The sequence below is a fragment of the Rhizobium sp. 18055 genome (genome assembly GCF_902706285.1).
Classification (GTDB): Bacteria; Pseudomonadota; Alphaproteobacteria; order Rhizobiales; family Rhizobiaceae; genus Rhizobium.
In genome coordinates, this window is the sequence record NZ_CACSKD010000005.1 from 24,953 (window position 1) to 38,101 (window position 13,149).

9 protein-coding genes are annotated in these 13,149 nt (G+C 62.8%); 6 read left to right on the top strand and 3 right to left on the bottom strand.

Annotated elements, in window-relative coordinates:
- Window positions 1-24: 24 nt before the first annotated feature.
- Both GVL52_RS10720 and GVL52_RS10725 read right to left on the bottom strand, forming a co-directional pair.
- On the bottom strand, window positions 25-1,233 hold the full coding sequence (locus GVL52_RS10720) for an acetyl-CoA C-acetyltransferase (protein WP_160006696.1): 1,209 nt from the start codon (window positions 1,231-1,233) through the stop codon (window positions 25-27).
- A gap of 211 nt (window positions 1,234-1,444) precedes the next feature.
- Complete coding sequence (locus GVL52_RS10725; RefSeq protein WP_160006699.1) at window positions 1,445-3,241, bottom strand: acyl-CoA dehydrogenase C-terminal domain-containing protein; 1,797 nt, start codon at window positions 3,239-3,241, stop codon at window positions 1,445-1,447.
- A 278-nt stretch (window positions 3,242-3,519) separates the two neighbouring features.
- On the opposite strand from GVL52_RS10725, the gene GVL52_RS10730 reads away from it, so the two are divergent.
- The 4 genes from GVL52_RS10730 to GVL52_RS10745 all read left to right on the top strand — a co-directional run bounded on the left by GVL52_RS10730 (window position 3,520) and on the right by GVL52_RS10745 (window position 7,003).
- Window positions 3,520-5,013: a CHASE3 domain-containing protein gene (locus GVL52_RS10730; RefSeq protein WP_160006702.1), complete on the top strand. Its 1,494-nt coding sequence runs from the start codon at window positions 3,520-3,522 to the stop codon at window positions 5,011-5,013.
- Window positions 5,010-5,447 (top strand): response regulator, encoded by a 438-nt coding sequence (locus GVL52_RS10735; protein WP_160006705.1) that lies wholly within the window; start codon window positions 5,010-5,012, stop codon window positions 5,445-5,447. Before GVL52_RS10730 ends, GVL52_RS10735 begins: the two co-directional genes overlap by 4 nt.
- A gap of 16 nt (window positions 5,448-5,463) precedes the next feature.
- Window positions 5,464-6,486: a sensor histidine kinase gene (locus GVL52_RS10740; RefSeq protein WP_160006708.1), complete on the top strand. Its 1,023-nt coding sequence runs from the start codon at window positions 5,464-5,466 to the stop codon at window positions 6,484-6,486.
- A gap of 145 nt (window positions 6,487-6,631) precedes the next feature.
- Window positions 6,632-7,003: a hypothetical protein gene (locus tag GVL52_RS10745; protein ID WP_160006711.1), complete on the top strand. Its 372-nt coding sequence runs from the start codon at window positions 6,632-6,634 to the stop codon at window positions 7,001-7,003.
- A 30-nt stretch (window positions 7,004-7,033) separates the two neighbouring features.
- Here GVL52_RS10745 and GVL52_RS10750 read toward each other — a convergent pair whose 3' ends face one another.
- On the bottom strand, window positions 7,034-8,317 hold the full coding sequence (locus GVL52_RS10750) for a cystathionine gamma-synthase family protein (RefSeq protein WP_160006714.1): 1,284 nt from the start codon (window positions 8,315-8,317) through the stop codon (window positions 7,034-7,036).
- A 124-nt stretch (window positions 8,318-8,441) separates the two neighbouring features.
- Between GVL52_RS10750 and GVL52_RS10755 the strand changes: the two genes are divergently transcribed.
- Window positions 8,442-8,900, top strand: a complete 459-nt coding sequence (locus tag GVL52_RS10755; protein ID WP_160006717.1) for an Lrp/AsnC family transcriptional regulator — start codon at window positions 8,442-8,444, stop codon at window positions 8,898-8,900.
- A 397-nt stretch (window positions 8,901-9,297) separates the two neighbouring features.
- Entirely contained in the window at window positions 9,298-13,122 is a 3,825-nt protein-coding gene (locus GVL52_RS10760) for an SEL1-like repeat protein (RefSeq protein WP_160006720.1), read from the top strand.
- Window positions 13,123-13,149 lie beyond the last annotated feature (27 nt).

Sequence of the window (13,149 nt, forward strand, 5' to 3'; positions counted from 1 at the left end):
TTCGTTGCACCGGGGATGAGCGGGTTACACCCTCTCGATCACCGTTGCCGTGCCCATGCCGGCGCCGATGCAGAGCGTCACCAGCGCGGTGTTGAGATCGCGGCGTTCCAGCTCGTCGAGCACGGTGCCCAAAATCATTGCTCCGGTGGCGCCGAGCGGGTGGCCCATGGCGATGGCGCCGCCGTTGACGTTGATCCTGTCGTGGCTGATGTCGAAGGCCTGCATGTAGCGCAGCACGACAGCAGCGAAGGCTTCGTTGAGTTCGAACAGATCGATATCGGCAAGCGTCATGCCGGTGCGCTTCAAGAGCTTCTCGGTGACGTCGACAGGGCCTGTCAGCATCAGCGCCGGGTCGGAGCCGATGTTGGCGAAGGCCTTGATGCGACCGCGGGGTTTCAGGCCCATGCTTTCGCCGCCGGCCTTCGAGCCGAGCAGCACGGCAGCGGCGCCATCGACGATGCCCGACGAATTGCCGGCGTGGTGGACGTAGTTGATCCGCTCGATTTCCGGATGCGCCTGGATGCCGACGGCTTCGAAGCCGCCCATTTCGCCGGGCATCTGGAAGGATGCGTTGAGGGATGCCAGCGCCTGCATGTCGGTGCCGGGGCGCATGTGCTCGTCATGGGCAAGGATGGTCAGGCCGTTTTGATCCTTGACCGGGATGACCGAGTTCTTGAAGTAGCCCTTGTCCCAGGAATTGGCGGCGCGCTTCTGGCTCTCGACGGCATAGGCATCGACGTCGTCGCGGCTGAAGCCGTATTTGGTGGCGATGAGATCGGCCGAGACGCCCTGCGGCATGAAATAGGCCGGGAAATTCACCGAGGGGTCCATGAACCATGCGCCGCCGGACATGCCGAGGCCGACACGCGACATGCTCTCGACGCCGCCGGCGATGACGATGTCATCGGCGCCTTGCGCGATCTTGGCCGCGCCGAAATTCACGGCGTCGAGGCCGGAGGCGCAGAAGCGGGAGATCTGCATGCCGGGCGCCCTGGTGGAGTAACCGGCCTCGAAGGCGGCACCGCGCGGAATGACGGCGCCGGCTTCCATGACAGGATCGACGCAGCCCATGATGATGTCGTCGACGGTGGATGTGTCGAGACCGTTGCGATCGCGGATCGCCTCCAGCGTCTTGGCGGCAAGCCGCACCGACGGCACCTCGTGAAGCGAGCCGTCCTTCTTGCCGCGACCGCGCGGCGTGCGGACGTGATCGTAAATGAAAACCTCGGTCATCTGTCTCGTCTCCCTAACGGCGCAAGAGCCGTGAATTTTCTGCTTTCTTCCCTTCTCCCCAACGGGGAGAAGGTGGCCCCGAAGGGGTCGGATGAGGGGGTGCGGCGGGTGCGACTTTGCTGGGGCGCAGTCGTTCGCTGCTTCGTCGCTTACCCCCTCATCTGCCCTAACGGGCATCTTCTCCCGGTTGGGGAGAAGGGGACACTCATCGTCAAAACGCGTCTGCGGCCAGCGCCATCATCGTCTCGGCGCCGGTCTCGATGCGGGCCTTGCGCAGGGCCGTCTCCGGCATGATCCGCTCCATGAAGAAGCGCGCCGTGATCAGCTTGTTGCGCAGGAACGCCTCGCGATCGGTGTCGCCTGCAGCAAGGCCGTCCTCGGCGGCCTTTGCCATCTTCGCCCACATATAGCCGAGAATGACGAGGCCGAAGAGATGCATGTAGTCGGTCGAGCCGGCGCCGGCATTGTCGGGCTTTGCCATTGCATGCTGCATGAACCACATGGTTGCAGCCTGGGCGTCGTTCAAGCCCTTCTTCAGGTTCTTGGTGAAGAAGGCCATCTGCTCGTCGCTGCGGTTTTCCTCGCAGAAATCGCCGATCTCCTTGAACAGCGCCATGACAGCCCGGCCACCGTTCTGGCCGAGCTTGCGGCCAACGAGATCGAGCGCCTGGATGCCGTTGGCGCCTTCGTAGATCATCGCGATGCGGGCATCGCGGACATACTGGCTCATGCCGTGTTCTTCGATATAGCCGTGACCGCCGAACACCTGCTGGGCCATGACGGCGTGGTCGAAGCCCTTGTCGGTCATCACGCCCTTGAGGATCGGGGTGACGAGGCCGAGGATATCGTCGGCCGTCTGGCGTTCCTTCTCGTCGGCCGAGCGGTGGGCGATATCGGATTTCAGCGCCGTCCAGAGCAGGAAGGCGCGGCCGGCCTCGTTGAAGGCGCGGATGGTCATCAGCGAGCGGCGAATGTCAGGATGGACGATGATCGGATCGGCCTTCTTCTCCGGCGCCTTGGCACCCGACAAAGCGCGGCCCTGGATGCGCTCGCGGGCGTAGTTGGCGGCATTCTGGTAGGCGATCTCGGAGATCGCCAGACCCTGCAGGCCGACGCTGAGGCGGGCCTCGTTCATCATCACGAACATGGCGCTGAGGCCCTTGTTCGCCGCACCGATCAGGAAGCCAGTCGCCTCGTCATAGTTCATGACGCAGGTGGAGTTGCCGTGAATACCCATCTTGTGCTCGACGGCACCGCAGGAGACGCCGTTGCGATCACCGGCCGCGCCATCAGCGCCGACCATGAACTTCGGGACGATGAACAGCGAGATGCCCTTGGTGCCCTCAGGCGCGCCCTCGATGCGGGCGAGAACCAGGTGGACGATGTTGCCGGACATGTCGTGCTCACCGGCGGAGATGAAGATCTTCTGGCCGGACAGCTTGTAGCTGCCATCTGCCTGCGGCACCGCCTTGGTGCGCAGCAGGCCGAGATCGGTGCCGCAATGCGGCTCGGTCAGGTTCATGGTGCCGGACCATTCGCCGGAGACCATCTTCGGCAGATAGGTCTGCTTCTGCTGATCGGAACCATGGACGAGGATGGCGGCGATCGCGCCCTGGGTCAGGCCCGGATACATCATCAGCGACATGTTGGCGGCGGAGGTATACTCGCCGACCGCGGCGTGCAGCGTGTAGGGCAACCCCTGCCCGCCGAACTCCTCCGGCACGGCAAGACCGGTCCATCCGCCTTCGCAATAGGCGTCATAGGCCTGCTTGAAACCCTTCGGCACCGAGACGGAGCCATCGTCGTTGCGGGTGCAGCCTTCCTGATCGCCGGAATAATTGAGCGGGAAAAGCACCTCTTCGGCGACCCTGGCCGATTCGGCGAGAATGGCCTCGATCATGTCAGGCGTGGCGTCGGCAAAACCCTTGAGATTGTTGTAGCGCTCGAGACCCAGCACATCGTTGAGCACGAAGAGCGTGTCGTTCACGGGGGCCTTGTAGACTGGCATCGTTCGAATTCCTCCAATTCGGCAGCCGGTCGAGACCGGCATATGCAAGTGTCTTACAAAATATTGACGTTTGCGTAAACGTCAAATTTTTATCCGGCGCGAATTTTTGAACTTCATGCTGCCTATGGCTCAAACCAGCCGGCGAGACGGTGCCTGAAGCGCTGCTCCACCACGCAGCGACAGTCGAGGCTCAACAAGGCAGCAAGATACTATGAGGGCGCTATCTTTCGTTAGCGGCTATGTATAAATGTCGTCCAATCTGATCTTACGGACGCTATATGACCTCGACAGCCGCTTTCTTTCGCTCCAGCCTACTCATGCTCGCCGTCGGCGTTTTGATCCTTATGGGCATCGTCGGCTCTTCGCTCTGGCTGGTGCAGGCCAACCGTTCCTATTCGGACGAGACCGCATCGCTCCGTCGTATCCGCAGTTCGATCGTCAATGTCCTGACAACGGTGCAGGATGCCGAAACCGGCCAGCGCGGATTTCTCCTGGCGAATGATGCCGCCTATCTCGCGCCCTACACGACCGCGCTGGAGAATTTGCCGAAGCGTCGGCAGACGCTGATCGACAATATCTCGCCCTTGCCCGGCTACGCGACGCAGTTGGATACATTGATGGCCGCCATCGATGGGAAGATGGACGAGCTTGCCAGAACCGTGGCGCTCACGCAGGAAGGCAAGCTTTCGGAAGCGGTGGCCATCGTCCGCGACGATGCCGGCCGCGAGTACATGGACAATATCCGCGCCATTCTCGGCGGCTTTCTGGAAAAGACCGACGACCGCTTGCGGGTGCTTGTGGAAGCGCAGCTTTCTGCTGCCGGCACGCTGCAACTGGTGACGATCGGCGGTGCCATCGCGATCCTCGTCGTGCTCGGCGGCGCGATCCTGATCATCGCCCAGCATGTGCGCGATCTGTCCAAGGCGACCGAAGAGGTCGCGCAGCTGAATGTCGGGCTGGAGGCACGCGTCAACGAGCGCACCGAAGACCTCATTCGGGCAAACCAGGAAATCCAGCGCTTCGCCTATATCGTCACACACGACCTGCGCGCGCCGCTGGTCAACATCATGGGCTTTCTGAGCGAACTCGACACCGCGGTAAAATCCGTCTCCAGCTACGTACTGGCCGACGAAAAGACGCTGAGCCCGCAGGATATCCGCGAGGCGCGGCAGGCGGTCGAGGAAGACCTGCCGGAGGCGATGGGCTTCATCCGATCATCGACGCGCAAGATGGATTCGCTGATCAACGCGATCCTGAAGATTTCCCGCGATGGCCGGCGCAAGCTGCAGCCGGATCGCATCGACCTGAAGGTGCTGATCGACACGGTGGCAGCCAACGTCCATCACCAGCTTGCCGAAACCGGCGGCACCAACGAGACCCGTGTTCGGGTCGGCAAGATCATCACCGACCGCTTCTCCCTCGACCAGATTTTCGCTAATCTGTTCGACAATGCCGTCAAGTACCAGATGCCCGGGCGGCCGTTGACGATCGATGTCGATGCCTACCCCGATGGCCCGGGACGTGTCAGGATCGATGTCAAGGACAATGGTCGCGGCATCGCGGCCAATGATCTCGAGCGGGTGTTCGAGCTGTTTCGCCGGGCGGGCGAGCAGGATCAGCGCGGCGAAGGTATCGGCCTAGCGCATGTCCGCTCGTTAATCCGAAATTTGGGCGGCGACATTACCGTCCAGTCCGAGCTTGGGAAGGGCAGCACTTTCGTGCTGACGCTGCCTTCGGACCTCACCAAAATCGTACGGAGTATCGAACCATGAAAGCCACCGGCCAGGAAGTCACGATCGTCATGATCGAAGATGATGAGGGGCATGCCCGCCTCATCGAAAAGAACGTGCGCCGCGCCGGCGTGCACAACGAGATCGTCCCGTTCACGCTCGGAAAGGGCGCGCTCGACTATATCCTCGGGCCGGATCGCGACGGACTGGTGAGCAAGGATCGCTACCTGCTGATCCTGCTCGATCTCAACCTGCCTGACATGTCGGGTCTCGACATTCTGGAAAAGATCAAGACCAACGAATATACGCGCCGCCTGCCCGTCGTCGTCCTCACCACCACGGACGATGAACGCGAGATCCAGAAGTGCTATGATCTCGGCGCTAACGTCTACATCACCAAGCCGGTGGACTATGACGGCTTCGCAACCGCGATCCGCAATCTGGGCCTGTTCTTTTCCGTCATCCAAGTCCCCTAACGAGTAGCCATAACCTGTGCGCATCCTTTACGTCGATGATGATCCAGCCCTAGCCCGCCTTGCCACCCGGGTGCTTGCGCGCAGCGATTTCGAAGTCATTCACGCCGCCTCGATCGAGATCGGGCTGCAGCTGTTTGCAGCAGAGCCGTTCGAAGCGGTGGTTCTCGACCACTATTTCGAAAACCAGACCGGGCTGAACTTTCTCGAAGCGATTGCCGATATCGGCAAATCGACGCCGGTGCTCTATGTCACGGGATCGAGCGACGCGGATGTCGCGATCCGGGCGCTGAAGGGTGGCGCTGCCGATTACGTGGTGAAGACGGCGACCGACGACTTCTTCCCGCTTCTGATCAGCGCGCTGAACCAGGCAATGGAAAACTCGCGGCTGCGCAGCGAAAAGGAAGAGGCCGACCGGCAGCTGGTGGTCGCCAAGGAGCGGGCCGAACTGCTGCTGGCCGAAATGAACCACCGCATCGCCAACAGCCTGTCGCTGGTGTCCGCGATGATCCGCATGCAGATGCAGATCGCCGGCACCGAAGAGACGAAGACGGCGCTGAACGAGACGCAGAACCGTATTACCGCGATCGCCGGGGTTCACCGCAGCCTCTACACCTCCGAGAAGGTCGGCGAAGTCGATCTCGACGTCTATCTCGGGCCGCTGCTGGCCGAAATGCACAGCACCAACACGGCCGCGCGCGGCATCAGCCTGCAGTCGGAGCTGTGTCGGATCGCGACCACGGCCGACAAGGCGGTGGCGCTCGGCGTGATCCTGATCGAACTGGTGACCAATGCGACGAAATACGCCTACACCGCAGGCACCGGCGAAGTCAGGGTCGTGCTGCAATCGACCGATGACGGGTTTGCCGTGCTGTCGGTCGAGGATGACGGCATCGGCTATGACCGCACCGTCGGCCCGAAGGGCACCGGGCTCGGCACGAGGCTGATCAACGCCATGGGGACGACGCTTGGTGCGGAGATAAGCTACGGCCGGGACGGTAAGGCGTCGGGCACCTATGTCGCCGTGCGCTGGCAGCAGTAAGCCGTTTATCCGCCGCCTCCGCGACCCCGAAATCCTCTCAGGCTTGTCGTTTTGCGCCTCTGGCTGCAGGTATTGTTTGATTCCTGCGGAAGACGCGCTAAACTTTGTTGGCTAACCGACGAAAAAGCTTAGGAGGAGCGATTTCATGAGACGGATGTGGCCCGAAGAGTTCAACTTCGTTCTGAACCATGCAGAAGAAGTGACACTCGATCTTCCCGCGATAGAACATGAAGACGGCTCGCGCAGTGAGGCCATAAGCAGAAGGGCTTTGAAAGTCCGCATTCCCATGGAGGACTACGAGCGCATCTGGCCGCTCGCCGAAGCGCGCTACCGGCTCGACGGAAAGCATCTTGGCCAAGCGATGACACTGATCACCACCAACCCGCACTATCACCGCTGGCACCCGGCAGACGGCGGCAGCGTCGAAGATGTGTCGGAAGGCGGCCGTCATTTCACCACCAAATATGTCGTGGTGCACTTCCTGCTCGACGATGTCCGGGAAACGGCGGCGGCCTGAGCCGCCAGCCCTTCCCTCAGCGCGCGGTGATCAGGCCGCGTCCAGAGCCTGCGTCAGATCGGCAATGAGATCGTCTGGATGCTCGATGCCGATCGACAGGCGAATGGTCGAATCCAGAACCCCGATCCGCTGGCGCACATCGGCCGGCACGCCGGAGTGCGTCATCGTCGCCGGATGGCTGGCCAGCGATTCCGTGCCGCCGAGGCTGACGGCGAGCTTGAAGATCTGCAGCGCGTTCAGGAACTTGAACGAGGCCGGCTGACCGCCTTCGATGTCGAAGGAGAAGGTCGATCCGGCGCCGGTGCACTGCGCCGCAAAGGTGCGGCCGAGCGGTGACGTCGGCTCGTGATACGGCAGATAGTGGATCTTCCTGACCTTCGGATGGCTGTGCAGAAAATCGGCGATGGCGAGCGCGTTGTTGTTGGCGCGCTCCATGCGGATCTGCAGTGTTTCCAGCGAGCGGCCGAGCATCCAGCAGGAATGCGGATCGAGCTGCGTGCCGATGGCGCCGCGCAGTGCCTTGACCTGTTTCATCACCGCCTTGGCTCCGAGCGCTGCACCGGCGATCAGGTCGGAATGGCCGCCGACATATTTGGTCAGCGAATAGAGCGAGATATCGGCGCCGTGCTCGATCGGGCGCTGGAACACCGGGCCGAGCAGCGTGTTGTCGCAGGCAACGATCGGCGTGTGGCCCTGCTTCTTGCCGATGGCATCGGCAATGCGACGCATCATCGCGACATCGACCAGGCTGTTGGTCGGGTTGGCGGGGGTTTCGACGAGGATCATCGAGACGCGGCCCTTGGCCATCGCCTGCTCGGCTGCCGCCTGAACCGAGGCTTCATCGACACCATCGGCAAAACCGACGGCCGAAACGCCTAGATTGAGGAAGGTTTTTGCCAGCAGCGTTTCGGTGCCGCCGTAAAGCGGCTGCGAATGCAGGACGGCATCGCCGGGGCGGACGAAGGCAAGCAGCGTCGTTGCGATCGCCGACATGCCTGATGAGAACAGCACGCAGCTTTCCGTTCGCTCGTAGACGGCAAGCCGGTCCTCGACGATCTCGCTGTTCGGATGGTTGAAGCGCGAATAGACGAGGCCGGCGCCCTGGCCTGCCGGCGGTTCGCGGCGACCGGAGACGTAATCGAAGAAATCGCGCCCCTCCTCGGCCGTCTTGAACACGAAGGTCGAGGTCAGGAACACCGGTGGCTTGACAGCACCTTCCGAGAGTTCGGGATCATAGCCATAGTTCAGCATCTGCGTCTCGGGATGCAGCGCGTGGTTGCCGATATGGGTCCTGTAGGGATGCGGCGCGGTCATGATCGTCTCCTCAATCTGGAAATGCGGTGATGGCGGCAAATTATATCGGAATGCAGCAGCTGTTCTTGCTATTTGGGGCGTTGATGCGATGTTGAAAGCAACATCCTGCGAGAATTGATGAGAGATGGTGCAGAAAATTGCAGACGAGACCGATCGGCGAATCCTCAAGGAGCTGATCGGCGATGCGCGACTTGCCAACAATGAACTGGCCGAGCGCGTGGGGCTTTCCGCCTCGGCCTGTCTGCGCCGCTTGCGCCGGTTGGAAGACGCCGAGATCATTCAGGGATATACTGCGCTGATCGATCCGGCCGTCAACGGCTGGACGATGATGGCGCTCGCCTCGGTGCGGCTCAGCCGCCAGCATGAGGACGAGATCCAGATGTTCGAGAACGCCGTGCGCGAGTGGGACGAGGTGCTCGAATGTCATCTGGTGACCGGATCGCGCGACTATGTGCTGAAGGTGATGAGCTCCGGCCTCGAGCACTACGAGCGCTTCATCAAGGAGAAGATCGCCCGGCTGAAATGCGTCGACACGATCGAGACGAGCTTCGTGATGAACACGATCAAGTCACGCCGCGTGTGAGGCGGTGCACTGTCGCCTGAAAGGTTGAGCGGACACCCTTCAACGCGGCGTTCCGGCCAGCGCGCTGCGCCGCTATCTGCCTACAGGGACTGGCACATTAGGAGGCCGGTTTCGACACGGAAATCGGCTCGAAACCCTCAAAAGTTAAAAATTGTCTACACGGGTTAACGGGTTGTTTACCACGTTCCGCGAAAGGTGATGTTCGAGCATTGGTGTTCTGCATTCGTTTTTTCAAGTCTCGCGTTTTATGGAATGCACGCCACACGTACAGCTTGAGGAAAGACTAATTCACTATCCTCTTATGGACGATGCTCTCTGAACCGCATGTCGTGCGGCTCTGACGGAAAAGCCAATGATCGGCCCTGACGAGGGTTCGAACAGATAAGCGAGCAAGAAGATGAACGGATCGCGATCAAATTCCCCCCGGCCTTCCGACAGGGCGTCACTCGACGCGCTGAACCGCACCATTGAAGGGCTGGAGGCCCGCATCGAAGGCCTGATCGGCAACGGCATCCGCGACCAGCGCGCCCGCCCGCCGGCGCCCGAACGCCAGCCCGCCCCGGCCACCTACGCACCCCGCGCACCCTACGCTGCTGCCGAGCCGCGTCCCGATCCACTGGCTGAAATTCGCCAGCGCCAGCGCATGCTGGAAGCAAGCCGCGAGCGCGCTGCCCGCGAACCCGTTGCCTACGCACCGCGCGAACAGGCTGTTGCCTATGCTCCGCAGCCAGCGCCGGCTCCGATTGCAGACCATGTCGCACCGCAGCCACGGGCGGCCATGCCGCAGCCGGCAGCACCGGTCGCTGCCCAGCGTCAGCCAGAAGACACGATGACCGAAATCGCCCAGGCCCTCGTCAGCCTGCGCCAGGACCTGAAGCGCGATATCTCCGAAGGTGTCGCCCGCGAGATGGACGCGCTGCGCAGCGAACTGCGCGAGATCAAGACGACGGCTGCCGACCAGCCTTTCGCTGAAGACATTCACGCCGACATGAGCCGCCTTGCCGACAGCATCAATCATCTCGCTGCCCGGTCGGAAACCTCCGACACCCAGGGCCTGCGCGGCGAGTTCGACGAACTGCGCTCGCTGATGGACGGGCTGGCGCGCGAGGATTCGCTGCGCCACATGGACCAGCGCTGGGACGGCTTCGAAAACCAGCTGCACGCGCTCGACACGTCGGGCCTGCAGGAAGAGCTGGTGGCGCTTGCCTACCGCCTCGACGACATCAAGCGCCATATCGGCGGCATGGGCGAAAGCCCGGCCGTGCGCGCACTCGAAGACAAGCTGATTTCCATCGCAACGGCGATGGAACAGTTCGGCAGTATGATCCAGCCGCATGACCGGGCGATGTCCGAGCAGTTCGCCTCGGTCGATAGCCGCCTGGACGAGATCACCCGCGCGATTGCCGCGACCGGCCGTGCTGCGACCGCAGGCGATCCCGCCGTGATGCACCGGCTGGAAGGCCGGTTGAGCGGTCTTGCCGAACAGATCGAACTGATGGGCAACAGCGTGGCCAACCGCGCAAGCCCTGCAGACGGCCTGGCCGAACGGCTGGAAGCGCTGACGGCCCGTGTCGAGGAAGTGGCCAACGCTGAAGCGACATCGCGCCTCGACGAACGCCTCGAGCATCTGTCGTTCCTGCTCGAAAAGAGCCAGCGGGCAGCGCCGCAGCCGGAACTCACCGGCGCGCTTGCCGATATCTCCCGCAAGATCGATGCGCTGGAAAGCGGCTCGGTCAACGACGCGCTGGCGCAGCGTCTCGACTATCTGGCGCGCCGTATCGACGAAATGGAATTCCAGCCGCTGCAGCCGATCGCCGCAGCGGTCGGTGACGCAGCCTTCCTGCGCATCGAAGGCCGGCTGAGCGACATCGCCGCCCGTCTCGACGAGAGCACGGCGGCACCGGCGACAGACGCCAATGCGCTGCGCAATCTCGAAGACCAGATCGCCAATCTTTCGGCCCTGATGAGCGAGCCGCGCCCGGGCGCCGAGATCGCCGTCGATTTCGACCGCCGCATGGGCGCCATCGAAGACTATATGGCGACCAGCGACGAATATATCGTGGAAGCGGCCCGCCAGGCGGCCGAAGCCGTCGTCGAAGCCTATTCGCGCAACGGCAGCATGCAGGGTGGCAATAGCGGCGTCGATATCACGGCGCTCAGCGCGCTCGCCGCCGACCTTCGCCATCTCGAGGATCTGAGCCGCAGCGGCGAAGAGCGCACCCACAAGACCTTCCAGGCGCTGCACGAAACTTTGGTGCATATCGCCGACCGGCTCGACGATATGGAAAGCCGCTCCGCAAGACCAACGGCGCGGATGCCTGTGGCCGACGTCGATTTCAACGTCGATCCTTATGCGCTGGTCCATGCCGGCGCCGACGAGGACGAGAAGCCCGTGGTCTTCGGCACAAGAGCGCCGGAAGCCGTGCGCAAGGCCGATATCGTGCAGGAGCCATCCGCGCCTGTCATGGCGGCCACTGACACCAGTGCGCTCGCCATCGAAGCGGCCAGCAAGCCTGCAACCACGGCTGTCGCCAGGGGCAGCCTGCTCGTCAGCCTCGGCAAACGCCTGATGCCGGCGAAGAAAGCAAAGGCGACGGGCGAACGCACCATCATCGACCCGGCTCCCTCGATCGATCCTGTCGATGTGATGCCGGCCGAAGCCGCCAACGAACCGCTGGAGCCCGGCTCCGGCGCACCCGACGTCAAGAAAATCCTGGAGCGCGTGCGCGCCAGCCAGAATGCCGCCCGCACCAATCCGAAGCCGGCGAGCGACACCGATCGGGCCGACTATATCGCAGCCGCCCGTCGCGCCGCACAGGCTGCCGCCATGGAAGTCGATTCCAGCGGCAAGGCCGGTTCGGTGAAGGGCGAGAAGAAGTCACGGATCAAGGACCCTGCAAAGGGGAGCGCTTTCTCGCGCTTCCGCCGCCCGATCCTGCTCGCCGTCGGCGCCGTGCTCCTGGCGATCATGGCGTTTCCTCTGGCGCGGACGCTGACTTCAGGCGCGCCTGCACCGACTGCAGAAGTCGCGACACTTTCCGATAACCAGAACAACGCACTGCCCGTCGATAGCGAGACGGCGCCCGAGCCGATGCAGTCTTCGGCACCGGTTGCTGCTGCACCTGAGGCACCGGCAGCCGCAACGCCGCCACCGGCCACCGCCAGCGCAATGCTGACGCCGACCGAACCTGCTGCGCCGGAGCGGCTGACGGAAGCGGCACCGCTTGGCGGCAACGGCGCGACAGCGCTTGCGCCATCGGGTGCGCCGCAGGACGCCTCCGGCTTCATCGCCAGCAATAGCGCACCTGTCACCGCAGCGATGGCGCCTGCCACTGCCGCCACAGAGATTGCCGTTCCCGACAGCGTGCAGCCGAAATCGCTTTCGGATGCAGCCAAGGGCGGCGATCCGCTGGCGCTGTTTGAAATCGGCGCTCGCTACAGCGACGGCCGTGCCGGTGTTACCGCCGATCCGAAGGAAGCGCTCAGCTGGTACCAGCTGGCAGCAGACAAGGGCTTTGCGCCGGCACAATACCGTCTCGGCAGCATGTATGAAAAGGGCACCGGCGTCGCCCGCGACATCAACAAGGCCAAGCAGTATTACGAGCAGGCAGCCAGCCAGGGCAACGCCAATGCGATGCACAACCTTGCTGTGCTGCACGCGTCGGGCGCGCTCGGCCAGCAGGACTATTCCGCTGCGGCAGGCTGGTTCACCAAGGCTGCCAATCTCGGCATCACCGACAGCCAGTTCAACCTGGCAATCCTCTACGCGCGCGGCAATGGCGTCGCGATGGACCTGACGGAATCCTACAAGTGGTTCGCGGTTGCGGCCAAGGGCGGCGACAAGGACGCTTCGCAGAAGCGCGACGAAGTGGCCAATGCGATGAAGCCGGACCAGCTGGAAAAAGCCCGCGCCAAGGCCGACCTCTGGAAAGCCGAGCCCGTGGACAACAAGTCCAACGGCATCGAGGTTCCCGACGAATGGACCGGCACCGGCACCAAGACATCGAGCGTCGATATGAAGCGGGCAATCCGCAACATCCAGGCGATCCTCAACAACAACGGCTTCGATGCGGGCCAGCCGGACGGCGAGCTTGGCACCAAGACGGTTGCCGCGATCAAGAATTTCCAGAAATCGATCGGCCAGGAGCCGAGCGGCAAGATCAACGACGATACAGTGAAGGCGCTGCTCGAACGCAACAAGGCGCCCGCGACCAAGGCCTGATCGGCCTCGATCCTCCCATCATCCCTC